Consider the following 22,888-nt stretch of genomic DNA (forward strand, 5'->3'; position numbering starts at 1 on the left):
CGCGACAGACAGAAGACGGCTTGCCGGTTTTCCACCGCCGGGCCACGCTGTGATTCATGACCAGCGTTATCGAAACGAGCGGCCTGACCAAGACCTATGGCGCGGTGCGCGCCCTGGACGGCCTCAGTCTCAGCATACCGCGCGGGGGGGTCTATGGCGTGCTGGGGCCGAACGGCGCGGGCAAGTCGACCCTGTTCCGCATCCTGCTGGGCCTGATCCGGCCCACGGCGGGCGAGGTGCGGGTGATGGGCCAGCACACCGGCGATCCCGCCGTGACCCGGCGCATGGGCTCGATGATCGAGACGCCGCGCTATCCGCCCTATCTGACCGCGCGCCAGGCCTTGCGTTGGCTGGCGCTGGCGCATGGAATGGGCGCTGACGCAGAGACCGATCGCTGGCTGGATCGCGTCGGTCTGACCGAGGCGGCGGATCGCAAGGTGCGCGGCTTCTCGGTCGGCATGATGCAGCGGCTGGGCGTCGCCGCCGCCCTGATGACCCGGCCCGATCTGGTCATCCTCGATGAACCGACCAGCGGCATGGACCCGCCCGGCATCCAGGAAATGCGCGCCCTGATCCGCAGTCTGGCGGACGACGACGGCGTGACCATCATCCTGGCCAGCCACCAGTTGCTGGAGGTCCAGCGCGTCTGCGACCGCGTGGCCATTCTGAACCGGGGCAAGCTGGCGGCCGAGGGCAAGGTCAGCGACCTGACCGCCTCGGGCGAGCGCCTGCGCCTGTCGGCCACGCCCCTGGCCAAGGTCATGGCCGTGCTGGGCGAGCGTGGCAGCGTTCAGGACGACGCCGTCATGGCCGCCGTGCCCCGCGCCGAGGCCCCCGCCCTGCTGCGCGCCCTGATCGAACAGGGCGTCGACATCGACGAGGCCCGCTGGGTCGGCGCCGATCTGGAAAGCGTCTTTATGACCGAAACCTCTTCGCCTGCAGGAGGCCGCGCATGATGCTGGCCGACGCCATTCGCTCCGAAACCTGGCGCCTGCTGCAGAACCGCACGGCCGTGTTCTGGAGCGTCATCTTCGTGCCGCTGATTTCGCTGGTTCTGGCGATCGGCGGGTATCTGTTCCTGCAATCCAAGATGAGCGGCGCGGCCGACAGCCTGCCGCCGGAATTAAAGCTGACGCCCGGCGCGCTGGATCTCGGTCCGGCGTTGGTCGATGCGGCGGGCGGCCTGGCCAATCCCGGCGTGCTGGCCTTCCTGCTGATCGGCGCCGCCACGGTCTTCGCCGGCGACTACCGCTGGGAGACCTGGCGCCTGATCACCGCTCGCAACAGCCGCCCCAATCTGATTATGGGCAAGGCCGGGGCGGTCAAGCTGCTGACCCTCGCGGGGTTGCTCCTTCTGTTGATCGCCAGCATGGGCGCCGATGTCGCCAAGGGACTGATCTTCGGGCGCAGCTTCACCTTCGGCTTTGGCGGGGACGAAGCGCAGGCCTTCGGTCTGCTGGCCCTGCTGTCCTACGTACGAGTGGTGCAGTTCCTGCTGCTCAGCCTGCTGGCCGCCACGGTGACGCGCTCCCTGTTGGCGGCGCTGTTCGTGCCCCTCGTCATCGGCGTCGGTCAGTTCTTCCTGGCCAAGATGAGCCCTCTGTTCGGCTGGCAGATGGGCGACTGGGCGACCATGCTGCTGTTCCCCGGCGAATCCTATGAGGTGCTGAAAGTCCTGATTAAGGGCGGAATGGAAACCGCACTCCTGCCCGCAGGCGTCGGCTGGCGCGCCGTGACGGGACTGGCGCTGTGGAGCTTCGCGCCCTTCTTCCTGGCGCTGTGGTGGTTCCAGCGGCAGGATCTGTCGAAGGAATAGGGCCGGATCAGCCCAGCGCCTTCTCCATGAAGACGTCAGCGCGGACATAGGGCGTCTCGCGTGGCGGCAGACGGATGAAGCCGAAGCTGTCATAGAGCGCCAGCGCCGGGCCGAGCGTCGAGCTGGTCTCAAGATAGAGACGCGGTGCGCCCGCTTCGCGCGCGGCCGCTTCACAGACCTCCAGTAGGCGCCGCGACAGGCCGTAGCCCCGCGCGGCGGGCGCAATCGTCATCTTGGCGACCTCGAACCCGGCGTCATCCATAGCCATCAGGGCGCAGCAGCCTACAACTTCACCCTCCCGCTCGATGAAGAAGATGCGGCCGCCCGAGGCCAGGATCTGCCCCTGCGGATCGTCCAGCACCTTCCGGTCCTTGGCTTCGATGTCGAAACCGCCCTCCGCCAGCCAGGCCTCATTCAACGTGCGCCAGGTCGAACGGTCCGCCGCCGACGCCGGATCGAATTCTCGCACCATACTGGTCGTCATGCCCCGTTCCGTCCCGTTTCAAGCTTCGTCTTCAGGGCGTTCAGATCGGGCAGAAACCACACGGATCGGCCTCGATTGCATTCCCTCACATAGTCGGCCAACGCCACGGACCCGGCCGCCTCGGTGCTGATATCGCCAATGATCGCCAGGCCGACGCGATAATTGACGAACTTCTGCGTGGTCTCCCCCGCCAACCGACTGCGAAGACGCAAAAAGTCCTCGCCCAGACGCGATACCGGCACGGCCAGCCAATCAGCGTTCGCTTCAAAAGCCAGCGACAGGAAGTCATTGATGTCGGCCGTCTGCGCCAGTTGAGCGCCGTCCGGCCCGCACACAACCACGACGAGGTCGTTCCAAGTCTCCACGCGGATCATCGAACGGTCCCTTCAGCAGTTTGCGAAAAAAAGGGCGGCTGGATTGCTCCAACCGCCCTTCAATCTTGGTCAGACCGAGAGGTCCGATCAGGCCTCGTCGTCGCCCTCGATGGCGAAGACCGGACCGGAGTCCAGGCCCTTGGCGGCCACGTCGCGATCGACAAACTCGATCACGGCCATCGCGGCGTTGTCGCCGTGACGGAAGCCCGCCTTCATGATGCGGATATAGCCGCCGTTACGCTCGGCGTAACGAGGAGCCAGCGTGTCGAACAGCTTGCCGACTTGCGGCACGTCGCGAACGGCGCTGATGGCCTGACGACGAGCGTGCAGGTCGCCCTTCTTGGCGAGGGTGACCAGCTTCTCGACGAAGGGACGCAGTTCCTTCGCCTTCGGCAGGGTGGTCGTGATCTGCTCGTGCTTGATCAGCGAGGCGGCCATGTTGGCGAACATGGCCTGGCGGTGGCTGACCGTACGGCCGAGCTTACGATAGGCGGCGCCGTGGCGCATCGGGGTCTCTCCTACTCAACCCTGGTTTCCCGTCCCTACTTGGCGGACGAGACCTGGGGCCTCTCATTCTAACCGCCCCAACCGATCCAACGGACCTGGGCGGAGGGTTGATGATCAGATCTGGTCGTCGAACTTCTTGGCCAGATCTTCGATGTTTTCCGGCGGCCAGTTCGGCACATCCATGCCGAGGCTCAGTCCCATGGACGCCAGAACTTCCTTGATTTCGTTCAGCGACTTGCGGCCGAAGTTCGGGGTGCGAAGCATTTCGCCCTCGGTCTTCTGGATCAGGTCGCCGATGTAGACGATGTTGTCGTTCTTCAGGCAGTTCGCCGAACGGACCGACAGCTCCAGCTCGTCCACCTTCTTCAGCAGCGACGGGTTGAAGGGCAGTTCGGGCTTGCCGTCCGACTGCTCGACAGCCTTGGTCGGCTCATCGAAGGTGATGAAGATCTGCAGCTGGTCTTGCAGGATGCGGGCGGCGTAAGCCACCGCGTCAACCGGCGAGACGGCGCCGTTGGTTTCGACTTCCAGGATCAGCTTGTCGTAGTCCAGCGACTGCCCCTGACGGGTCGGCTCGACGCGATAGGCGACGCGCTTAACCGGCGAATACAGGGCGTCGACAGCGATCAGGCCGATCGGAGCGTCTTCCGGGCGGTTCAGTTCGGCGGCGACGTAGCCCTTGCCGTTCTGGACCGTCAGTTCCATGCGGACCGACGCGCCGTCATCCAGGGTGCAGATCACGTGATCCGGGTTCAGCACCTCGATGTCGGCCGGCAGGTCGATCTGAGCCGCAGTCACCGGGCCGGGGCCCGTGGCGCGCAGCGTCATCCGCTTCGGACCTTCTGCGTGCATACGCAGGGCCAGTTGCTTGATGTTCAGAACGATGTCGACGACGTCCTCGCGAACGCCTTCCAGCGACGAGAACTCGTGCACCACGCCGTCGATCTGAATGGCCGTGACCGCCGCGCCTTGAAGCGAAGACAGCAGAACGCGACGAAGCGCGTTGCCGAGCGTCACACCGAAACCGCGCTCGAGAGGCTCGGCGATCAGACGCGCCTTATGCTGCGGGTCAGACCCGCCCTCGACTTGCGGTTTCTCGGGACGGATCAGCTCTTGCCAGTTTCTTTCGATCATAAAGTCCCTCGAACGGGTTTCGACGGCTCCGTGTTCTCACGTTCAGAACAACAGGAGCCGCCGGGAGAAGGGGTAGGCGGCGTGAACCTTAGACGCGACGGCGCTTCGGCGGACGGCAGCCGTTGTGCGGCATCGGCGTCACGTCACGGATGGTCGTGATCGTCATGCCGACGGCCTGCAGGGCGCGCAGGGCCGACTCACGGCCCGAACCCGGACCCGAGACGTTCACTTCCAGCGTCTTGACGCCGTGCTCGGCGGCCTTCTTGCCTGCGTCTTCCGCAGCCATCTGAGCGGCGTACGGCGTCGACTTGCGCGAGCCCTTGAAGCCCATGTGGCCGGCCGACGACCAGGAAATCGCGTTCCCTTGAGCGTCGGTGATGGTCACCATGGTGTTGTTGAACGAAGCGTTCACGTGGGCGACGCCCGAGGTGATGTTCTTGCGTTCGCGGCGCTTAACGCGACCCGGTTCCTTAGCCATCGGTCAGGCCTCTCTCTTACTTCTTCTTGCCGGCGATCGGCTTGGCCGGACCCTTGCGGGTGCGAGCGTTGGTGTGAGTGCGCTGGCCGCGGACCGGCAGGCCCTTACGGTGACGCAGGCCGCGGTAGCAGGCCAGGTCCATCAGGCGCTTGATGTTCATCGACGTCTCGCGGCGCAGGTCGCCTTCGACGGTGAAGTCGCGGTCGATGGTCTCGCGGATCTGCAGGATCTCCGCGTCGGTCAGCTGGTTCACGCGGCGAGCCGGCTCGATGCCGATCTTGGCCGTGATCTCCTTGGCGTTGTGCGCGCCAATGCCGTGAATGTACTGAAGCGCGATTTCAACGCGCTTGTTCGTCGGAATGTTGACGCCTGCGATACGGGCCACGAAATTCTCCAAGTACGCGTTAATTCAGACGCAGAAACCGCTCCGGTCAACAGACCTGGAACGTGTACGCCCTTCGCGGAAGGCCGCCCTTATACAGGGGATTCCCGATGCGTCAACGGGCAAGCGCCGTGAGCAGGCTGGCTCAGGGCCATTCGACCCCCACCCGGACCTCTCGACCATCAATCGGCGCTCCGTTCTGCGTCGGAGGACGAAAGCGGAAATAACGCGAAGCTGCAAGAGCCGCCTGGCCGAATCCCATTCCCGGCGGCGATTCGTCCACCAGACGGCAATCGCTCAAGGTGGTGTCGAGGCGAACGCGGCAGGCCAGGGTCGCCTGGCCGCCTCGCCGCTGACGGAAGGCCTCGCGGGGATGCAGCGCCCGCAGTTCGCCCACCGTGGGCCCGCGAATGATGCGCGGCGGCCCATCACCCACGCCGGGACCAACACCCGAGCCGCTGCCGCCCCCGCTGCTGGTCCCCTGCCCGCCCTGCCCCTGACCAGGCGTCGGGCCAGGTTCTGGCGCAACGCCGATCACCAGCGGTTGCTCGGGGGCCGGGCGCGGCGGCGGCGTGACTTCCGGCTTGGGCGGCTCAGGACGTGGGCGCGCGGGACGCACGACCGACGGCGCGGCCGGCTCCCCGCCCCCCTGTGACGATGCAGGCTCTGGCGGCGGCGGAGGCGGCGGTGCGATCGGCTCAGGACGGACCAGATCGACAATGATGAGCGGCGGCGGCGCAATGAAGGGCGCCTCGGGCCGCCCTACGCCCAAAAGCACAAAGGCGCCGAGGTGCAGAAGGGCCACAAGCCCCGCCGCGCCCCAGCGCCATTGCTTCATTCGTTTCGGCCGCAACCGTCTCTCCCGAACAGGCTTCCGAGCGCTAACGCTTCAGAAGCGGAGGAGATCAGACCGCGTGTCGGCTCAGGCGTCCAGCGCCGCGTCGATGGCGGCGGCCACGGCGGCGATATCGCCCATGCCGTCGACCTCAGTCAGCTTGCCCTGATCTGCATAGTAGGGAAGCAGTGGCGCAGTCTGGCGGTTGTACACGGCCAGACGGTCCTTGAAGGTCTCAGGGTTGTCGTCCGCCCGGCCCTGCTCGGCGAAGCGCTTGCCGATGCGGTCGGTCAGGGCGGCGTCGTCCACCTTCAGACGGATGACGCTGTCGATCTTGGCGCCGCACTTGGCCAGCATGAGGTCCAGGGCTTCAGCCTGGGCCACCGTGCGGGGGAAACCGTCGAAGATGGCGCCGCCGGCGGCCTCGGCCTCCGGCAGGCGAGCTTCGATCAGAGCGATGACGATCTCGTCGGTGACGAGGTCGCCGCGCGCCAGCACGTCCTTGACCTTCAGCCCCAGCTCCGAGCCGGAAGCGATAGCCGCGCGCAGCATGTCACCAGTCGAGAGCTGGACCATGCCCCGCTCTTCGACCAGCCGCTTGGCCTGGGTGCCCTTGCCGGCCGCAGGCGGCCCGAACAGGATCAGGTTCATTTTATATTCCGGGCTCCCCTACCCGATCAGCGACGGACAGGAGCGGAACCGCCCCGGCCACGGCCGCGCAACTTGGCCTTCTTGATCAGCCCTTCATACTGGTGCGCCAGCAGGTGCGACTGGATCTGGGCGACAGTGTCCATCGTCACCGAGACCACGATCAAGATAGACGTTCCGCCAAAGTACAGGCTGTTGCCCAGGCTGCTGACCAGGAACTCCGGCAGCAGACAGACGGCGGTGATGTAGGCGGCGCCGATCACCGTCAGACGCGTCAGGACATAGTCCAGATACTCGGCCGTGCGCTTGCCCGGACGGATGCCCGGCAGGAAGCCGCCGTACTTGCGCAGGTTCTCGGCCGTGTCCTCCGGGTTGAAGGTGATCGAGGTGTAGAAGAAGCAGAAGAAGACGATCAGGACGGCGTACAGGATCATGAACACCGGCTGGCCATGGGTCAGCTGTGCCGTCACCAGGGGCAGCCAGCTCATCCAGTCCGGCAGGTTCGCATTGGCGGTGAACTGGGCCACCGTCGTCGGCAGCATCAGCAGCGACGAGGCGAAGATGGCCGGGATCACGCCCGCGGTGTTGACCTTCAGCGGCAGGAAGCTGCGCTCGCCGCCGGTCATGCGGTTGCCTTCCTGGCGCTTCGGATACTGGATCAGAAGGCGGCGCTGGGCGCGTTCCATAAAGACGATGAAGACGATGACCGCCACCGCCATGATAGCGATGAACAGCAGGGTGAAGGCCGACATCTGACCCTGCTGGGCCAGGCCCAGCATGCGCGCCACCGTCGACGGCAGAACCGCCACGATGCCAGCGAAGATGATCAGGGAGATGCCGTTGCCGACGCCGCGCGCCGTCACCTGCTCACCCAGCCACATCAGGAACATGGTGCCGCCGGTCAGGACGGTGACCGTCGAAATGATGAAGAACAGACCCGGCTGATCGATCAGGCCCGGCTGGGCGTTCAGGCCCACAGCGATGCCGAAGGACTGGGCCAGGGCCAAGAACACCGTCAGATAGCGGGTGTACTGGTTCAGCTGCTTGCGGCCCGACTCGCCGCCTTCCTTCTTCAGCTTCTCCCACGGCGGATACACCGCGCCCATCAGCTGGACGATGATCGACGCCGAGATGTAGGGCATGACGTTCAGCGCGAACACGGCCATGCGCTCGACCGCGCCGCCCGAGAACATGTTGAACATGTCCAGGATGCCGCGTTGGCCATCCGGGTTCTGGAAGAAGGCCAGGAAGGCCTCGCCGTTGATCCCAGGGATCGGAACATAGGTGCCGATCCGGTAGACCAGCAGCGCGCCCAGCGTGAACAGCAGGCGCTTGTGCAGCTCGGTCGCTTTCGCGAACGAGCCCATGTTCATATTGGCAGCAAGTTGTTCAGCGGCCGAAGCCATCAGGCGGTCCCCACGACTATGCCCGTCGTCAGATAGGCGGAAAGCGGCGCTCTTGCGAGGGCCGCTTTCGGAAAATCGTCATCCCGGTCCGGACGATCCCGGCGGAGACGCGAAAGCCGCGCCCCGACGGGATGACGATATCGGATTTTAGGCCTTGGCGGCGGTGCGCTTGGCGCGAGCCGAGATCTTGTTGGCGTCGCCCTTCGGAGCCTTGGGTTCCGGCGCCTTGCCGCGAGCGGCGTTGCGCTTCTCGAGGCGAGCCGCAGCCTTGGCTTCGGCTTCGATGCGCTGCTGGGTGACCGAGCCGCCGGCGGCTTCGATCGCCTTGATGGCGCCCGACGAGGCCGACCACACGACCAGGTTCAGCTTGGCCTTCAGTTCGCCTTCGCCAAGGACGCGCACGCCGTCCTTGACGCGACGGATCACGCCGGCGGCGACCAGTGCCGCGCCGTTGATCTCGGCCTTGGCGTCCAGCTTGCCGGCCTCGATGGCCTCTTGCAGGCGCCACAGGTTGACTTCAGCCAGCTTCGGCGCGTTCGGCACGTTGAAGCCGCGCTTCGGCATACGCATGTACAGCGGCATCTGGCCGCCTTCGAAGCCGCCGATGGCGACGCCCGAACGCGACTTCTGACCCTTGACGCCGCGACCGGCGGTCTTGCCCTTGCCCGAGCCCGGGCCGCGGCCGACGCGCATACGCTTCTTGGCGGCGCCCTCGTTGTCACGAATTTCATTCAGCTTCATTGCCTGATCCTTTCGGGTTCTAGCGCCAGGTCCGCCAGGCGGTCCTGACTCGGCGTTGGATAAATTGAAGGGCCGCTGATTAAGCGACCCGCGTCAGCATCGCAAGATGCTTCCTTCATAAAGCGAAACGCCCTCCCCCGCGAACGGGAGAGGGCGAACCGTCTTACTTCTCGACCACTTCCACCATGTGGGCGACCTTTGCGATCATCCCACGGACGGAGGGGGTGTCTTCCAGGGTCGACTCACGGCCGATCTGGTTGAGACCCAGGCCCACCAGGGTGGCGCGCTGATCCGACTTGCGGCGGATCGGGCTCGCCGTCTGACGGACGGTCACAGTCTTGTTTTCGGTCTTGGCCATCTATCAGCCCTCCACGGCTTCCGGCGCCGAGGCGCCGTCATTGCGGCGGCCCATCAGGTCGGACACCTTCTTGCCCCGCTTGGAGGCGATCTGGCGCGGCGACGACTGAACCTTCAGAGCTTCGAAGGTGGCGCGGATCATGTTGTAGGGGTTCGAAGAGCCGGTCGACTTGCCCACGACGTCCTGGACGCCGAGGGTTTCGAGGACCGCACGCATCGGACCACCCGCGATGACGCCCGTGCCCGGAGGGGCAGCGCGCATCATGATCTTGCCGGCGCCCCAACGGCCCGAGCCGTCGTGGTGCAGGGTGCGGTTCTCGCGCAGCGGAACCTTGATCATGGTCTTCTTGGCTTCTTCGGTCGCCTTACGGATGGCTTCCGGCACTTCGCGCGCCTTGCCGTGACCGAAGCCGACGCGGCCTTTGCCGTCGCCGACGACCATCAGGGCCGCGAACGAGAACCGGCGGCCGCCTTTGACGGTGGCGGCGACGCGGTTGATGTGCACCAGCTTCTCGATGATGTCCGAATCCGGACCTTCAACGGGAGCGTTGCGGTTGTCGCGACGGTTGCGATCGCCGCCGCCGCGTTGGGGTTCACGAGCCATGCTTGCCGTTCCCTTAGAAGTTCAGACCGGCTTCGCGCGCGGCTTCCGCCAGCGCCTTGACCCGGCCGTGATAGATGTAGCCGCCACGGTCGAAGACGACGTCCGTGACGCCCTTCTCGATGGCGCGCTCGGCGATCAGCTTGCCAATCTTGGCGGCGGCTGCGACGTCCGAACCCTTGGAACCCTTGCCGCCTTCCAGCGACGAGGCGGAAGCCACCGTGATGCCCTGGGCATCGTCGATGATCTGAGCCGAGATGTTCTTGTCCGAACGGAAGACCGACAGACGCAGACGACCATTGGCCACCGCCTTGAGGCGACGACGGGTGCGCTCGGCGCGACGCTTGGCTTGTTGTTGAAGAGAGAGAGCCATGACTTACTTCTTCTTGCCTTCCTTGCGCCGGACGAACTCGCCCTGGTAGCGCACGCCCTTGCCCTTATAGGGTTCCGGCGGACGCATCTTGCGGATGACGGCGGCGATTTCGCCCACAGCCTGCTTGTCGTTGCCCGAGATCTTGATCTCGGTCTGCTTCGGCACGGCGAAGGTGATGCCTTCCGGCGGAACGATGTCCACGTCGTGCGAGAAGCCGAGCTGCAGCGAGAGATCCTTGCCCTTCAGGGCGGCGCGGTAACCGACGCCGACCAGCTCCAGGGTCTTCTCGAAGCCGTCGGTCACACCGGTCACCATGTTGGCGACCAGCGTGCGCGACAGACCCCACATGGCGCGAGCGCGCTGGGTGTCCGAACGCGGGGTCAGCGACAGTTCGTCGCCTTCCTGCGTGACTTCGATCTCTTCGGCGACGGTCCAAGAGCGTTCGCCCTTGGGACCCTTCACAGTGACGGCCTGGCCGTTGAGCGTGACAGTCACGCCCTTCGGCACAGCGATGGTTTTCTTGCCGATACGAGACATATCAGTAGACCCTGCAGAGGACTTCGCCGCCGACGTTAGCGTCGCGGGCGGCGGCGTCGGACATGACGCCCTTCGAAGTCGAAAGGATCGAGATGCCGAGGCCGTTCTTGATCGGCTTCAGATCGCTGATGGCCGAGTAGACGCGGCGGCCGGGCTTCGACACGCGGGCGATCTCGGCGATCACCGGCTGGCCGTCGAAGTACTTCAGCTCGATCTCGAACTGCGGAAACTCACCGGGGTTTTGAACCAGCGAGTAGCCGCGGATGTAGCCTTCGTCCTGCAGCACGTCGAGGACGCGCTGACGCAGACGGGAAGCCGGGGTGAGCACCGACGAACGCTTGCGGGTAGCCGCGTTCTTGATGCGAGCGATCATGTCGCTCAGGGGATCGTTGATCATCATATCTGTTCGCTCCCCTTACCAGCTCGACTTCGTCAGGCCGGGGATCTGACCCATGTTGCCCAGCTCACGCAGGGCGACACGGCTCATCTTGAGCTTGCGGTAGTAAGCCCGCGGACGGCCGGTCACTTCGCAACGGTTGCGAATGCGGGTCGGTGCGGAGTTACGCGGCAGGGCAGCCAGCTTCAGGCGCGCGTCGAAGCGCTCCTCCAGCGGCAGGCTCTCGTCGTTGGCGGTCGCCTTCAGGGCTTCCCGCTTCGCGGCATACTTCGCAACCAGGGCCTTGACGGCTTCGTTGCGGTTTACGGCGCTTTTCTTAGCCATTGATCTCTTCCCTTCCCGATCAGTTCACGAACGGGAACTTGAACTCGGTGAGGAGAGCCTTGGCTTCCTCATCGGTCTTGGCCGTGGTGCAGACAACGATGTCCATGCCCCACATCTGGTCGATCTGGTCGTAGTTGATCTCCGGGAACACGATGTGCTCCTTCAGACCCGTGGCGTAGTTGCCGCGACCGTCGAACGAAGTGCCCTTCAGGCCCCGGAAGTCCTTCACGCGCGGCAGAGCGATCGTGATGAAACGGTCCAGGAACTCGTACATCTGGGCGCCGCGCAGCGTGACCTTGCCGCCGATGACCATGCCTTCGCGCAGCTTGAAGCCAGCGATGGAGTTACGAGCCTTGGTCGGCACAGCCTTCTGGCCGGCGATGGCCGTCAGATCCTTGAGGGCCGCGTTGGCCTTCTTGGAGTCGGCGACAGCTTCACCGATACCCATGTTCAGGACGATCTTGTCCAGCTTGGGGATCTGCATCTCGTTCGAGTAGCCGAACTTTTCCTTCAGGACGCCGCGGATGCGGTCCTGATATTCGGCCTTGAGGCGCGGCGTGTACTTGGTGTCGGCCATCAGATGACGTCTCCCGTCGACTTGGCGAAGCGGACCTTCTTGTCCCCCTCGACCTTGAAGCCCACGCGGGTCGCCTTGCCGTTGGCGTCGGCGATCGCGACGTTCGACAGGTGAAGCGAGGCTTCCTTGTGCTTGATGCCGCCTTGCGGGTCAGCCTGGGTCGGGCGCGTGTGGCGCTGAACCATGTTGACGCCTTGCACGACGACGCGGTTTTCGGTCGGCAGGACCTGGATCACCTTGCCGGTGCGGCCCTTGTCCTTGCCGGTCAGGACGACGACGTTGTCGCCCTTCTTGATCTTGGCGGCCATGGTTACAGAACCTCCGGAGCCAGCGAGATGATCTTCATGTGGTTCTTGGCGCGCAGCTCGCGCGGAACCGGGCCGAAGATACGGGTGCCGACAGGCTCGTTCTGCTTGTTGACGATGACGGCGGCCGACTTGTCAAAACGAATGACCGAGCCGTCCTTGCGCTGGATGTCCTTAGCGGTGCGCACGACGATGGCGCGAACGACGTCGCCCTTCTTCACACGGCCGCGCGGAATCGCTTCCTTCACCGAGGCGACAATGGTGTCGCCCACCGAGGCGTAGCGGCGCTTGGAGCCGCCCAACACCTTGATGCACATGACCCGGCGAGCGCCCGAATTATCGGCGACCTCCAGGTTAGTTTGCATCTGGATCATGGGATCCGATCCTTCTTCTTACGAAGCCGAGGCCGGGGAAATGATTTCCCAGCGCTTCAGCTTGGACTTGGGGGCGCATTCGATGATGCGCGCGATATCGCCGACTTTGAGAGCGTTAGCTTCATCGTGGGCGTGGTAGTTCTTGGACTTGCGGACCGTCTTGCGGAGCAGCGGGTGCAGCAGGGTGCGCTCGACCTTCACGACGACGGTCTTGTCGCCTTTGTCGGAGACGACCACGCCTTCAAGAATGCGTTTGGGCATCGGTGTTTCCTTACGAGGCCGCACGCTTCTCGCGCAGAAGCGTCGAGATGCGAGCGATGTCCTTGCGCACTTCCGAGACCCGGTGGGTCTTTTCCATCTGGCCGGTGGCGGCCTGGAAGCGCAGGTTGAACTGTTCCTTCTTGAGCTTCAGCAGCTCGTCGGACAGCTGGTCGACGGTTTGCGACCGGAGATCGGCGATCTTGGTCATTAGGCGGCTTGCTCCGTAACGATGCCGGCGTCCAGGCGAGTGACCACCTTGGTGCGGATCGGCAGCTTGGCGGCGCCGAGGCGCAGCGCTTCACGAGCCACGTCGTCCGGCACGCCGTCGATTTCGAACATGATGCGGCCCGGGGCCACGCGAGCGGCCCAGTGGTCCACCGCACCCTTGCCCTTACCCATCCGCACTTCGGCCGGCTTGCCGGAGACCGGCACGTCGGGGAAGATACGGATCCAGACGCGGCCCTGACGCTTCATCTGACGGGTGATCGCGCGGCGAGCCGCTTCGATCTGACGCGCCGTGATGCGCTCCGGCTCGACGGCCTTCAGACCGTAGGAGCCGAAGTTCAGCGAGAAACCACCCTTGGACGAGCCGTGGATGCGGCCCTTGAAGGCCTTGCGGTACTTGGTCTTTTTCGGTTGCAACATGGCCTATCAGCCCTCACGACCACGGCGCGGACCGCGATCACCGCGGGGGCCGCGCTCACGGCCTTCGTTGGACGACGGACCCGAGGCTTCCTGGGCCCAGCGCTTGTCCTGGGCCATCGGGTCGTGCTCGAGCACTTCACCCTTAAACACCCAGACCTTCACGCCAATGATGCCGTAGGTCGTCTTGGCTTCATAGAAGCCGTAGTCGATGTCGGCGCGCAGCGTGTGAAGCGGCACGCGACCTTCGCGGTACCATTCCATACGAGCGATTTCGGCGCCGCCCAGACGGCCCGAGACGTTGATGCGGACGCCCTTGGCGCCCAGGCGCATGGCCGACTGCATCGAACGCTTCATGGCGCGGCGGAACGCGATACGGCGTTCCAGCTGCTGAGCGATGTTCTCGGCGATCAGCTGAGCGTCGGTCTCCGGCTTGCGGACCTCGACGATGTTCAGGTGAACTTCGCCTTCGGTGCGGGCCGAGATGTCCTTGCGGAGCTTCTCGATGTCAGCGCCCTTCTTGCCGATCACGACACCCGGACGGGCGGCGTAGATCGTCACGCGGCACTTCTTGTGGGGGCGCTCGATGATGATGCGCGACACGCCGGCGGCCGACAGGCGTTCCTTCAGCCACGTGCGCAGCTTCAGATCCTGATGGAGCAGTTTGGCGTAGTCAGCGCCGCCGGCGAACCAGCGGCTGTCCCACGTGCGGTTCACGCCGAGGCGCAGACCGATCGGATTGATTTTCTGTCCCATCAGGCAGCCTCGCCGGCTTCACGGACCACGATCGTGATCTCGCTAAAGGGTTTCAGGATGCGCGAGGAGCGACCGCGAGCGCGGCTCGCGAAACGCTTCATCACCAGGTTCTTGCCCACGAAGGCCTCGGCGACAACCAGGTTGTCGATGTCGAGGTTGTGGTTGTTCTCGGCGTTCGAGATCGCCGAGTACAGAACCTTGCGGACATCGCCAGCGATGCGCTTGTGGCTGAATTCCAGCTCGTTCAGCGCCTTCTGGACCGGCAGACCGCGGATCGACGCGGCCACCAGGTTCAGCTTCTGCGGGCTGATGCGGACGTTGACCAGCTTGGCGCGGGCCTCGGTCGCTTCAACGCGACGGGGGTTCTTGGTCTGGGCCATGGATTACTTCCTCTTGGCCTTCTTGTCCGCCGCGTGGCCCGGGAAGTTCCGGGTCGGGGCGAACTCGCCGAACTTCATGCCGACCATTTCTTCGGAGACCGACACCGGCACATGCTTCTGGCCGTTGTGGACGCCGAACGTCAGACCGACGAACTGCGGCAGGATGGTGGAGCGGCGCGACCACGTCTTGATCACGTCCTTGCGGCCCGACGATTGAGCGGCGTCGGCCTTCTTGAGCAGATACCCGTCGACAAACGGGCCTTTCCAGGAGGAGCGGGCCATTCTTAGCGAGCCTTCTTCACGTGACGGCTACGGATGATGAACTTATCCGTGGCCTTGTTCTTGCGGGTACGGGTGCCCTTGGTGTCCTTGCCCCACGGCGTAACCGGGGTACGACCACCAGAGGTCCGGCCTTCACCACCACCATGCGGGTGGTCGATCGGGTTCATGGCGACGCCGCGGACGTGCGGACGCCAGCCCATGTGACGCTTGCGGCCCGCCTTGCCCAGGTTCTGGTTCATGTGCTCGGGGTTCGACACGGCGCCGACCACGGCCATGCAGCCGTCCAGGACCATGCGAAGCTCGCCCGAGCCCAGACGGATCTGAGCGTAGCCCTGGTCGCGACCGACCAGTTGAGCGTAGGCGCCGGCCGAACGGGCCAGCTGAGCGCCCTTGCCCGGCTTCATCTCCACGTTGTGGATGATGGTGCCGACGGGGATCGAGCGCAGCGGCATGGCGTTGCCCGGCTTCACGTCGACCTTCTCACCCGCGACGATGGTGTCGCCGGCGTGAAGGCGCTGAGGCGCGATGATGTAGGTCTTCTCGCCGTCCGGGTAGACAACCAGGGCGATGAAGGCGGTGCGGTTGGGGTCGTATTCCAGACGCTCGACCGTGCCGACCACGTCGAACTTGCGACGCTTGAAGTCGATCTTGCGGTACAGCTTCTTGGCGCCGCCGCCGCGGAAGCGGACAGCGATGCGACCGCCCTGACCACGACCGCCCGACTTGGTCAGGCCTTCGGTCAGCGACTTCTCCGGGCGGCCTTTGTGCAGCTCGGAACGGTCGACCAGCACCAGGGCGCGGCGGCCCGGCGACGTCGGATTGTAATGCTTCAGAGCCATCTTCTTAGAGCCCCGTCGTGACGTCGATCGACTGACCATCGGCCAGCGTCACGATCGCTTTCTTGATGTCCACGCGACGGCCCAGGATGCCCCGGAAGCGCTTGGTCTTGCCCTTTTGAACCAGGGTGTTGACCTTGAGGACGTTGACTTTGAACAGGCTTTCGACCGCGGCAGCGATCTCGTCCTTGGTCGCCGTGCCGGCGACGCGGAAGACGACCTTGTTCTGCTCCGACAGGATCGTGGCCTTCTCGGTGATCACCGGAGCCAGGATGGTGTCGTAGTGCTTGGCGGTGGGTTGAGCGGCGGCCATTATGCGGCTTCCTTCTCAGCGAAGCGCGCCTCGATGGCTTCAACAGCCGCCTTGGTCAGCACCAGTTTGTCGGCCCGCAGGATGTCATAGACGTTCAGGCCGGCGTTCGGCAGCACGTCGATGTGCGGGATGTTGCGCGCGGCCAGGCCGAAGTTGGTTTCAACTTCCGGACCCGCGATGATCAGAGCCTTGGTCCAGCCCAGCTTGCCGAAGGTCTCGCGCAGCGAGGCCGTCTTGGCTTCCTTGACCGAGACGCTGTCGACGACGACCAGGTCGCCGGCCTTGGCCTTGGACGACAGGGCGTGACGCAGAGCCAGGGCGCGGACCTTCTTCGGCAGCGAGTAGCCGTGGTCACGGACAACCGGACCAAAGGCGCGCGAACCGCCGACGAACTGCGGCGCACGGCGCGAACCGTGACGAGCGCCGCCGGTGCCCTTCTGCTTGTACATCTTCTTGCCCGTACGAGAGTTCTCGTTGCGGGTTTGAACCTTGTGCGTACCAGCGCGGCGCTTGGCCAACTGCCAGTTGACGTAACGGGCCAGCAGGTCGCCGCGGATGTCGGAGATGCCGAAAACGGCGTCCGACAGCTCAACGTCGCCAGCAGCCTTGCCGTCGAGTTTGATGACCGAGAGTTTCATTACGCTTCACCGCCTTCGGTCGCTTCAACGGCCGGAGCTTCAGCCGGCGTCGACGCGGGTTGAGCAGCAGCCGACTTCACGGCGCCCGGGAACGGGGCGTCGGAAGGGCGAGCCTTCTTGATGGCGTCGCTGACCTTGACGTAGGCGCCGTCGTGACCCGGGACAGCGCCCTTGATCAGGATCAGGCCACGCTCAGCATCGACGCGGACGACGGTCAGGTTCTGGGTCGTGACGACTTCCTGGCCGAGATGGCCAGCCATCTTCTTGCCCTTGAAGACCTTGCCCGGATCTTGACGCTGGCCGGTCGAGCCATGCGAACGGTGCGAAATCGACACGCCGTGCGAGGCGCGCAGACCACCGAAGTTCCAGCGCTTCATGGCGCCGGCAAAGCCCTTACCAATGGTATGGCCCTGGATGTCGACCTTCTGGCCCGCGAGGAAGTGGTCGGCCGACAGTTCGGCGCCCACGTCCAGCAGGGCGTCTTCACCCACGCGGAACTCGGTTACATAGGCCTTAGGTTCAACCTCGGCCTTCGCGAAAACTTCGCGTTGAGCCTTGGCCGTGTTCTTGGCCTTCTTAACGCCAGCGCCCAGCTGAAGGGCGACGTAACCGTCGCGCTCCTTGGTACGTTGGCCGACGACTTGGCAGCCGTCGAGCTGGAGTACAGTGACCGGAACGTGTGCGCCGTCATCGGCGAACACGCGGGTCATCCCCAGCTTCTTGGCGATCACGCCCGTGCGCATGTCGGATCCCGCCTCTTTCTTTCTTAGATCTTGATCTCGACGTCCACGCCGGCGGACAGGTCGAGCTTCATGAGCGCGTCCACGGTCTGCGGGGTGGGGTCGACGATGTCGAGCACGCGCTTGTGCGTGCGGATTTCAAACTGCTCACGCGACTTCTTGTCGACGTGCGGCGAGCGGTTCACGGTGAACTTTTCGATCAGGGTCGGCAGCGGGATCGGACCACGAACGGTCGCGCCCGTGCGCTTGGCGGTGTTGACGATTTCGCGCGTCGAAAAGTCGAGGACGCGGTGATCGAAGGCCTTGAGCCTGATGCGGATGCTTTGATCCATATCGGTTGTTATTCCCATGCGGCCGGAGCCGCGTCCCTGTGAACCATTTCAAAGACCGAAGCCTCAGAGCGATTGCTCGCCCCCAGGAAACGCAAATCCGCAAAAACGAGCGGCCCACGCAGTCCCCCGCGAAGGCCGTAAGTTCCCAAGAAGCTGCAAAGAACAGTAACTTAGGTCGTCCCTGCGGACCGCGTCTGCACCCGAAAGTGCACAGCCGGTCCAACAAGAGGGGTGCTTATGCCTTCCGATTCCGTTTCCGTCAAGCGCGGAAATCCCCGCCCCGTCAGGGTTTGCGACTCACGGCGCCCGCGCCCCTCCTCGGCCGCTGCAACGCAACATAACACGGGCCGATCGTTAGGGACTGAGGCGAGAAAGCGGCCATATGAACGCCGCGGAAAGGCGCGGCCGCAATGCCTTCCGTATACTGACGCAGTTATGCCGCAATGCGTCACTTTTGGGCAACATCGCCCCCTATGTGACCTCTGCATGACATGTTTGTTACGGCAAAGCGCCAAAGAGCGACCTATGTCTCGCCCATCGCCGGACGGGCCAAGCTTGTTTGGCGGCAGTACATAAGGACAAAAAAATGAAAACCGTCTTTCTCGCTTCGGTCGCCGCCGCGACCCTGATCGCCGCTCCCGCCTTCGCTCAAGACGCCATCGGCTCGGTCGGCATCGCCTACAACTACGCTGACGTCGAAGGCACCGACGTGAACCGCGGCGTCATCGACGGCACCGTCGCTTCGCCGGTGTTCGGCGACTGGACCGTGACCTTCAACGCTGAAGCCGCCTACACCGACGTCCAGCACGCCGGCGACGAAACCACCCTGGCCGGCGCCGTGCACCTGTCGAAGAAGATCGAAGACATGCGCTTCGGCGGCTTCTACGCTGCGTCGGAACTGGGCAACACCACGCTGAACACCTTCGGCCTGGAAGGTCAGAAGTACCTGGACCGCGCCACCCTGACGGGCGTCGTCTCGTACGGCACCGCGGCTGACGCCGACATCTGGACCGTGGCCGGCGACGCCGCCTTCTACGCCACCCCGCAACTGCGCCTGAGCGGCGGCGCCGCCTACACCACCGTCGACGCCGACAACATGTTCATCGGCAACAGCGACGTGGACGCCTGGTCGGCCGGCGTGGCTGCTGAGTACCAGTTCGCCAATTCGCCGTACTCGGTCTTCGGCGGCTACGACTACGTCAAGTCCTCGGACCTGGACGTCGACGCCAACGTCTTCAAGATCGGCATGCGCTACAGCTTCGGCGGCGGTCTGCAAGCTCGCGACCAAGCCGGCGCCAACCTGGGCCGCACGCACAACGGCGTGTCCGCCCTGCTCGGCCTCTAAGCGATCTTCGCGGTCTTCGGACCGCACGGATCAACGAAACCCCGGCGGAGCGATCCGCCGGGGTTTTTGTTTGCCCGGACCGGATAGGCTCCAGGCATGAAAAAGGCCCGAGGGGTTCCACGCTCCCGGGCCTTCTCCTTCAGGGGGTCGCGGCGTCAGCGGCCGATGCGCAGATCCCCTGATCCCACGATCGAGCGAGACACTCGGCCGGTCGCCTCTGCGACCCTCACATCGCCCGAGCCGGCGATAGCCACCGAGACGTCGCCCGCCGTTCCGCCGAAATTCACGTCGCCCGAGCCGCCGATGGACACCTCCAGCGTCGTGGCCCGACCATTCCTCACACGCACCCCGCCCGAGCCGCCGATGGCCGCCTTGGTCTCACCGTCGACTGAGGCGACATCGATACTGCCCGAACCGCCCACGCTGGCCTCCAGCTTGCTCGTCGCGCCCGCATAGATGGAGCCCGATCCGCCGACGGCGGCTTCCAGATCGCGCGACGTGCCGGCCCGGATGGAGCCCGATCCGCCGACCGACAGGCTCATGTCGCCATCGACGTTCGCCACCGTCCAGGAGCCGCAGCCGCCGTTGCCCAGTTCGACCGAGCGCGCGCCGCGTCCAATGGAGCCGAACACGGCGCCGCCGCCGTTCACGTCCACGTCGCGCGGCGTGCGCAGAACGATCAGCGGCGCATCTTCCAGACGAATACGACCCTTGCCGCGCACCTCGACCGATGCGCCTTCGCCGGGCTGGCGGGCGTCCGCAGGACCGCTGTTGCACGAGCCGATCTGACCGCCGTTGAAGCTCATGCCCCGGCCACGTCCCAGACCGCCGTCGATACGCACCTGATCGCCTCGACGCTCGATGCGCAGCTCAGGCAAACCGGCCGAACCCGGCGTGATCTCGACGCCGACGTCTGCGCGGTCTTCCGGGATGACGATGACGCGCGCCACCGCGTTGCGGATGGTCACTTCATCGGCCAGGGCCGGCGCCGCGAGCACGGCGGAAGCGGTCAGTGCGGATCCGATGGCGGCGGCGATTGCGGCGGGTTTCATCAGCGGGGTCTCCCTGTCTCTGTGTCCAGGGAAGACTGAGGGCCCCACGCCCCAAAGTCAGTTTAAATCGAGGTCATGAACCCCTTTTAACCTAAGGCGACCGTCAGGTTGCGGGACCGCCTGCACGATCCGGCGCCAGCGCCGCAGCCCCGTCCGTTGCGCCCACAGCGGGTTCGAAATCCCGTTCGAACGCGGCGATTCGGCTCTTCATCAGGCCCGCGCGCTTCAGCGCCACCGAAGCGGCCCAGCGCGCAGCCAGTTCGGGCTTGCTCATGCGATCCGTGGCGCGCGGCTCCCCTCCCCGACTACGCAGGAAGGCGTTGGTGTAGAGGGCCCCATTGCGGATGCGCGAAGGCCAGCTCTGAAACTCCACCGACAGGGAGACGCAGAAGCGGTCCAGGTTCTCCACCCGATGCGGCGCATAGAAGGGCCAGGTCAGCGCCTGCCCCGGCTCTAGGTCGACGATTCTGGCGTCGTCCTCAAAGGCGCGGCGATAGGGAATCTCTTCGGTCGTCTGGCGGGTGACGACCTGCTCCATGCTGCGCTCCGGCAGGTGCGCCTCGTCGCCCGGATAGACGAACAAACGCTTGCGCCCGCGCATGTGGAACAGCACCACCCCGCCGGCGTCGAAATGATAGGGCACCCGCGCCTTGGGCGAGGACAGGATCAGCTGGCCGCTGGCGCTGGCCGCCTTCAACCCATAGCCGCCCAGGATGCGCTCGAAGTCGACCATGGCCGCGCGCCACAGCTCGGGCCAGCCCTGCTCGACCTTGCGCATATTGACCCACAGGCGACCCTGCTGGATCGCCTCCAGCAGTTCGGCGCCGTTCAGGCGCCCCCGAGCGCCGGTGCGCAGGCTGACCTGCCCCTCATCGTCATAGTCGTACAGGTTGATGTCGAACAGGTCGGCCGGATAACGGTCCAGCACCTCGGCCAGAGCCTGATCCTCGGCGAAGCCGTCCGCCACCAGGGCATGGGGGTGAACCGCAGCCTGGGTGATCGGGCCCGCGTAGCGCGTCATGGAAGCCGTCATACCGCTCTCCTCATCAATCGGCCGAGCCGGCCGCTTTTTGTTTCCGCACCATGTCGGCGGCCGCTCTCAGCACGCCCGAGGCCTGACCGGCCAGACTTGTCTCACACGCCTCGACCACCGACCAACGCCGCTGGGTGCTGATACGCAGCCGCTCCGCCCGCGCATGGCCCAGGACGCCCAGGGCGGCGCTCGCCGTCGCGCACACGGCGTTGCCGACGCCCGGCCGAGCGACAACGCCCTCGGCGGTCACAAGGCCCCCGTCGTCATAGTATTTCTTGTAGCTGCCGCCGACGCCGACGCCGTAGTCGAAGATCCGATAGCCGCGTTCCGATCCCAGCCGGATCGTCTCCTGCGTCAACACGATGCCGGGCGACCAGCGCGCGACCTCCTGCTCATAGACTGGGAACCACAGGTGGAAATGACGCCCGGCGTGCATGGAATACTCCATGGCGACGACCCGCCCGTCCACGCGCAGCACGGCCATGGAAGCCCCGAATCCGTCCTCGCCCTGGCAATCCATCAAGGCGTGCAGGACTTCACCCGTCCAGCCGCAGGCGAAGATGTCGTGATGCCCCGTTCGCCGGTACTGTTCGCTCTTCTCGATGATCAGGCGTTTCAGCAGGGCGTGGTCGTGCAGCTCGATCTCGATTTCGACCGCCCTGAACGCGCCGTCCAGGCCGCGACGAGAACGCTCCTTGTCCTTGAAGTATTTCGGGAAGGCTTTCCGGCGCCGGGCGTACCAGGCGTCGAATCCGCCCTCGTCAGGCACTACGGAGACCACGCTGTGATTGCGCAGCATCGCCTGCGGCGCCTCGCCGATCCAGGCGGCGGCGGCGAAACGCGGCGCGCCGATCAGAGCCGCCGCCTCCTGCATCGAAGGCTTGTCCTCGCTCGGGCCGATAACGCCATGATAGTCGTTCATCGGCGCAGCCAGGGGCTGAACCGTCCCGCCTCGGCGCTGATGCGGATAATAGCCGACGACGCGGCCGTCCCGTTTGAAGACGGCGACAGCCGAACCGGGACAGATCGGCCCGGCCGTCCGCGCGAACTCCCAACGGAAATAAGGGCTGCTCAAGTCCGGGTCCGCACGCGCCCACTTGTTCCATTGGGCGCCCTCCTCGGCCGACAGGTCGGCGAGGTTGCGGATTTCAACTGATAGTGGTCCCGACATGACGCTCCCTTCGGAACGATCACAGCAAGTCCCGTTCCAACACCGGCTCATACGGCCAAGCCCTTGAGGCCGGGTTAGCGTTCGACGTGTTGCGCAAAAGATCGGAGCTTCACAGCGCCTCGCTGCATTGACCTCTTTCAGGAGGTTCCCATGACGACGCCACGCCCCAAGAACCGCGAAACCGAGAACGAGAACCAGCGCCCCGACAAGGAGGGCACCCCGCCGCGCCCGGCCACTGAGCCCAAGGGCGCCGAGGGCAGCAGCAACTCAGGCCGCACGGAAACCGACCCCGCTACCGGCGCGCCGAACGACTGACATGCAAAACGGCCCCCGGATTTCTCCGGGGGCCGCTCTGTTACGCTTTACTGCGGCCTAACGCCCTTGCGGGCTGCTTGAGGCCGGTACGCTTACGCTTACACTTACTGTGCGACCTCAAGGGCCGCCCGTCGATTACTCG

The 22,888-nt window shown here is 65.1% G+C and carries 37 protein-coding genes; 4 read left to right on the plus strand and 33 right to left on the minus strand.

Features of this window, described 5'->3' with window-relative positions; genetic code table 11:
- The first annotated feature begins 56 nt into the window (after positions 1–56).
- Together FM111_RS04395 and FM111_RS04400 are read left to right on the plus strand one after the other, a co-directional pair.
- Complete coding sequence (locus tag FM111_RS04395) at positions 57–956, plus strand: ABC transporter ATP-binding protein (protein WP_087139517.1); 900 nt, start codon at positions 57–59, stop codon at positions 954–956.
- Entirely contained in the window at positions 953–1,816 is an 864-nt protein-coding gene (locus FM111_RS04400) for a hypothetical protein (protein ID WP_087139518.1), read from the plus strand. The genes FM111_RS04395 and FM111_RS04400 overlap by 4 nt, the downstream gene beginning before the upstream one ends.
- A 7-nt stretch (positions 1,817–1,823) precedes the next feature.
- Here FM111_RS04400 and FM111_RS04405 read toward each other — a convergent pair whose 3' ends face one another.
- From FM111_RS04405 to rpsJ, 30 genes are all read right to left on the minus strand, one after another.
- The gene (locus tag FM111_RS04405) at positions 1,824–2,300 is read right to left on the minus strand and encodes a GNAT family N-acetyltransferase (protein ID WP_087139519.1); all 477 of its coding nucleotides are present in this window, start codon (positions 2,298–2,300) and stop codon (positions 1,824–1,826) included.
- Positions 2,297–2,674 carry a DUF4180 domain-containing protein gene (locus FM111_RS04410; RefSeq protein ID WP_087139520.1) on the minus strand — a complete coding sequence of 126 codons (378 nt, stop codon included), beginning with the start codon at positions 2,672–2,674 and terminating at the stop codon, positions 2,297–2,299. Before FM111_RS04410 ends, FM111_RS04405 begins: the two co-directional genes overlap by 4 nt.
- Before the next feature lie 87 nt (positions 2,675–2,761).
- Entirely contained in the window at positions 2,762–3,181 is a 420-nt protein-coding gene (rplQ, locus tag FM111_RS04415) for a 50S ribosomal protein L17 (protein WP_087139521.1), read from the minus strand.
- A gap of 114 nt (positions 3,182–3,295) precedes the next feature.
- Complete coding sequence (locus FM111_RS04420; RefSeq protein ID WP_003164391.1) at positions 3,296–4,315, minus strand: DNA-directed RNA polymerase subunit alpha; 1,020 nt, start codon at positions 4,313–4,315, stop codon at positions 3,296–3,298.
- 88 nt (positions 4,316–4,403) lie between these two features.
- Positions 4,404–4,793, minus strand: a complete 390-nt coding sequence (gene rpsK / locus FM111_RS04425; protein ID WP_003164390.1) for a 30S ribosomal protein S11 — start codon at positions 4,791–4,793, stop codon at positions 4,404–4,406.
- A gap of 16 nt (positions 4,794–4,809) precedes the next feature.
- Positions 4,810–5,178 (minus strand): 30S ribosomal protein S13, encoded by a 369-nt coding sequence (gene rpsM, locus FM111_RS04430; protein WP_025978145.1) that lies wholly within the window; start codon positions 5,176–5,178, stop codon positions 4,810–4,812.
- Between the two features lie 142 nt (positions 5,179–5,320).
- Complete coding sequence (locus FM111_RS04435; protein WP_218779170.1) at positions 5,321–6,028, minus strand: TonB family protein; 708 nt, start codon at positions 6,026–6,028, stop codon at positions 5,321–5,323.
- 69 nt (positions 6,029–6,097) lie between these two features.
- A complete protein-coding gene (locus FM111_RS04440) occupies positions 6,098–6,661 on the minus strand; it encodes an adenylate kinase (protein WP_087139523.1) in 564 nt (187 codons plus the stop codon).
- Between the two features lie 26 nt (positions 6,662–6,687).
- On the minus strand, positions 6,688–8,064 hold the full coding sequence (gene secY / locus FM111_RS04445) for a preprotein translocase subunit SecY (RefSeq protein WP_003164387.1): 1,377 nt from the start codon (positions 8,062–8,064) through the stop codon (positions 6,688–6,690).
- A gap of 147 nt (positions 8,065–8,211) precedes the next feature.
- Positions 8,212–8,805 (minus strand): 50S ribosomal protein L15, encoded by a 594-nt coding sequence (gene rplO, locus FM111_RS04450; RefSeq protein WP_087139524.1) that lies wholly within the window; start codon positions 8,803–8,805, stop codon positions 8,212–8,214.
- Between the two features lie 163 nt (positions 8,806–8,968).
- Positions 8,969–9,163: a 50S ribosomal protein L30 gene (gene rpmD, locus FM111_RS04455; protein ID WP_003164384.1), complete on the minus strand. Its 195-nt coding sequence runs from the start codon at positions 9,161–9,163 to the stop codon at positions 8,969–8,971.
- A gap of 3 nt (positions 9,164–9,166) precedes the next feature.
- Positions 9,167–9,766 carry a 30S ribosomal protein S5 gene (gene rpsE / locus FM111_RS04460; protein WP_003164383.1) on the minus strand — a complete coding sequence of 200 codons (600 nt, stop codon included), beginning with the start codon at positions 9,764–9,766 and terminating at the stop codon, positions 9,167–9,169.
- Between the two features lie 13 nt (positions 9,767–9,779).
- A complete protein-coding gene (gene rplR / locus FM111_RS04465) occupies positions 9,780–10,136 on the minus strand; it encodes a 50S ribosomal protein L18 (RefSeq protein ID WP_003164382.1) in 357 nt (118 codons plus the stop codon).
- Positions 10,137–10,139: 3 nt separating this feature from the next.
- Positions 10,140–10,673, minus strand: a complete 534-nt coding sequence (gene rplF / locus FM111_RS04470; RefSeq protein WP_087139525.1) for a 50S ribosomal protein L6 — start codon at positions 10,671–10,673, stop codon at positions 10,140–10,142.
- 1 nt (position 10,674) lies between these two features.
- Positions 10,675–11,073, minus strand: a complete 399-nt coding sequence (rpsH, locus tag FM111_RS04475) for a 30S ribosomal protein S8 (RefSeq protein ID WP_087139526.1) — start codon at positions 11,071–11,073, stop codon at positions 10,675–10,677.
- A gap of 15 nt (positions 11,074–11,088) precedes the next feature.
- The gene (rpsN, locus tag FM111_RS04480; RefSeq protein ID WP_003164381.1) at positions 11,089–11,394 is read right to left on the minus strand and encodes a 30S ribosomal protein S14; all 306 of its coding nucleotides are present in this window, start codon (positions 11,392–11,394) and stop codon (positions 11,089–11,091) included.
- 19 nt (positions 11,395–11,413) lie between these two features.
- On the minus strand, positions 11,414–11,971 hold the full coding sequence (rplE, locus tag FM111_RS04485; RefSeq protein ID WP_087139527.1) for a 50S ribosomal protein L5: 558 nt from the start codon (positions 11,969–11,971) through the stop codon (positions 11,414–11,416).
- Positions 11,971–12,279, minus strand: a complete 309-nt coding sequence (rplX, locus tag FM111_RS04490; protein WP_087139528.1) for a 50S ribosomal protein L24 — start codon at positions 12,277–12,279, stop codon at positions 11,971–11,973. The genes rplE and rplX overlap by 1 nt, the downstream gene beginning before the upstream one ends.
- 2 nt (positions 12,280–12,281) lie before the next feature.
- Positions 12,282–12,650 carry a 50S ribosomal protein L14 gene (gene rplN, locus FM111_RS04495; protein WP_021698481.1) on the minus strand — a complete coding sequence of 123 codons (369 nt, stop codon included), beginning with the start codon at positions 12,648–12,650 and terminating at the stop codon, positions 12,282–12,284.
- Between the two features lie 18 nt (positions 12,651–12,668).
- Complete coding sequence (gene rpsQ, locus FM111_RS04500) at positions 12,669–12,911, minus strand: 30S ribosomal protein S17 (protein ID WP_087139529.1); 243 nt, start codon at positions 12,909–12,911, stop codon at positions 12,669–12,671.
- 10 nt (positions 12,912–12,921) lie between these two features.
- Positions 12,922–13,119: a 50S ribosomal protein L29 gene (gene rpmC / locus FM111_RS04505; protein WP_003164376.1), complete on the minus strand. Its 198-nt coding sequence runs from the start codon at positions 13,117–13,119 to the stop codon at positions 12,922–12,924.
- Positions 13,119–13,556 carry a 50S ribosomal protein L16 gene (gene rplP / locus FM111_RS04510; protein ID WP_003164375.1) on the minus strand — a complete coding sequence of 146 codons (438 nt, stop codon included), beginning with the start codon at positions 13,554–13,556 and terminating at the stop codon, positions 13,119–13,121. The genes rpmC and rplP overlap by 1 nt, the downstream gene beginning before the upstream one ends.
- A 6-nt stretch (positions 13,557–13,562) precedes the next feature.
- Positions 13,563–14,309, minus strand: coding sequence for a 30S ribosomal protein S3 (rpsC, locus tag FM111_RS04515; protein WP_003164374.1), 747 nt, complete (start codon positions 14,307–14,309; stop codon positions 13,563–13,565).
- Positions 14,309–14,689, minus strand: a complete 381-nt coding sequence (rplV, locus tag FM111_RS04520) for a 50S ribosomal protein L22 (RefSeq protein WP_003164373.1) — start codon at positions 14,687–14,689, stop codon at positions 14,309–14,311. Before rplV ends, rpsC begins: the two co-directional genes overlap by 1 nt.
- 3 nt (positions 14,690–14,692) lie before the next feature.
- Positions 14,693–14,971 carry a 30S ribosomal protein S19 gene (rpsS, locus tag FM111_RS04525; protein WP_003164372.1) on the minus strand — a complete coding sequence of 93 codons (279 nt, stop codon included), beginning with the start codon at positions 14,969–14,971 and terminating at the stop codon, positions 14,693–14,695.
- 2 nt (positions 14,972–14,973) lie between these two features.
- Positions 14,974–15,810: a 50S ribosomal protein L2 gene (gene rplB / locus FM111_RS04530; protein WP_003164371.1), complete on the minus strand. Its 837-nt coding sequence runs from the start codon at positions 15,808–15,810 to the stop codon at positions 14,974–14,976.
- Positions 15,811–15,814: 4 nt separating this feature from the next.
- Positions 15,815–16,120: a 50S ribosomal protein L23 gene (locus tag FM111_RS04535; RefSeq protein ID WP_003170030.1), complete on the minus strand. Its 306-nt coding sequence runs from the start codon at positions 16,118–16,120 to the stop codon at positions 15,815–15,817.
- A complete protein-coding gene (gene rplD, locus FM111_RS04540; protein WP_003164369.1) occupies positions 16,120–16,758 on the minus strand; it encodes a 50S ribosomal protein L4 in 639 nt (212 codons plus the stop codon). Before rplD ends, FM111_RS04535 begins: the two co-directional genes overlap by 1 nt.
- Positions 16,758–17,501 carry a 50S ribosomal protein L3 gene (gene rplC / locus FM111_RS04545; protein ID WP_087139530.1) on the minus strand — a complete coding sequence of 248 codons (744 nt, stop codon included), beginning with the start codon at positions 17,499–17,501 and terminating at the stop codon, positions 16,758–16,760. The genes rplD and rplC overlap by 1 nt, the downstream gene beginning before the upstream one ends.
- Before the next feature lie 23 nt (positions 17,502–17,524).
- Entirely contained in the window at positions 17,525–17,830 is a 306-nt protein-coding gene (gene rpsJ, locus FM111_RS04550; protein ID WP_003164367.1) for a 30S ribosomal protein S10, read from the minus strand.
- Between the two features lie 586 nt (positions 17,831–18,416).
- Between rpsJ and FM111_RS04555 the strand changes: the two genes are divergently transcribed.
- Complete coding sequence (locus tag FM111_RS04555) at positions 18,417–19,175, plus strand: outer membrane protein (protein ID WP_087139531.1); 759 nt, start codon at positions 18,417–18,419, stop codon at positions 19,173–19,175.
- A 155-nt stretch (positions 19,176–19,330) separates the two neighbouring features.
- On the opposite strand, the gene FM111_RS04560 is transcribed toward FM111_RS04555, so the two are convergent.
- From FM111_RS04560 to FM111_RS04570, 3 genes are all read right to left on the minus strand, one after another.
- Complete coding sequence (locus FM111_RS04560; protein ID WP_087139532.1) at positions 19,331–20,227, minus strand: GIN domain-containing protein; 897 nt, start codon at positions 20,225–20,227, stop codon at positions 19,331–19,333.
- Positions 20,228–20,330: 103 nt separating this feature from the next.
- The gene (locus FM111_RS04565; protein ID WP_087139533.1) at positions 20,331–21,260 is read right to left on the minus strand and encodes a transcriptional regulator; all 930 of its coding nucleotides are present in this window, start codon (positions 21,258–21,260) and stop codon (positions 20,331–20,333) included.
- A gap of 13 nt (positions 21,261–21,273) precedes the next feature.
- Positions 21,274–22,431: a GNAT family N-acetyltransferase gene (locus FM111_RS04570; protein ID WP_179205018.1), complete on the minus strand. Its 1,158-nt coding sequence runs from the start codon at positions 22,429–22,431 to the stop codon at positions 21,274–21,276.
- A 150-nt stretch (positions 22,432–22,581) separates the two neighbouring features.
- Here FM111_RS04570 and FM111_RS16350 point away from each other — a divergent pair, with 150 nt between their 5' ends.
- Positions 22,582–22,746 carry a hypothetical protein gene (locus tag FM111_RS16350; protein ID WP_179205019.1) on the plus strand — a complete coding sequence of 55 codons (165 nt, stop codon included), beginning with the start codon at positions 22,582–22,584 and terminating at the stop codon, positions 22,744–22,746.
- Positions 22,747–22,888 lie beyond the last annotated feature (142 nt).

It is taken from the genome of Brevundimonas diminuta 3F5N (assembly GCF_900163625.1).
In the GTDB taxonomy this organism is placed as follows: domain Bacteria; phylum Pseudomonadota; class Alphaproteobacteria; order Caulobacterales; family Caulobacteraceae; genus Brevundimonas; species Brevundimonas diminuta_A.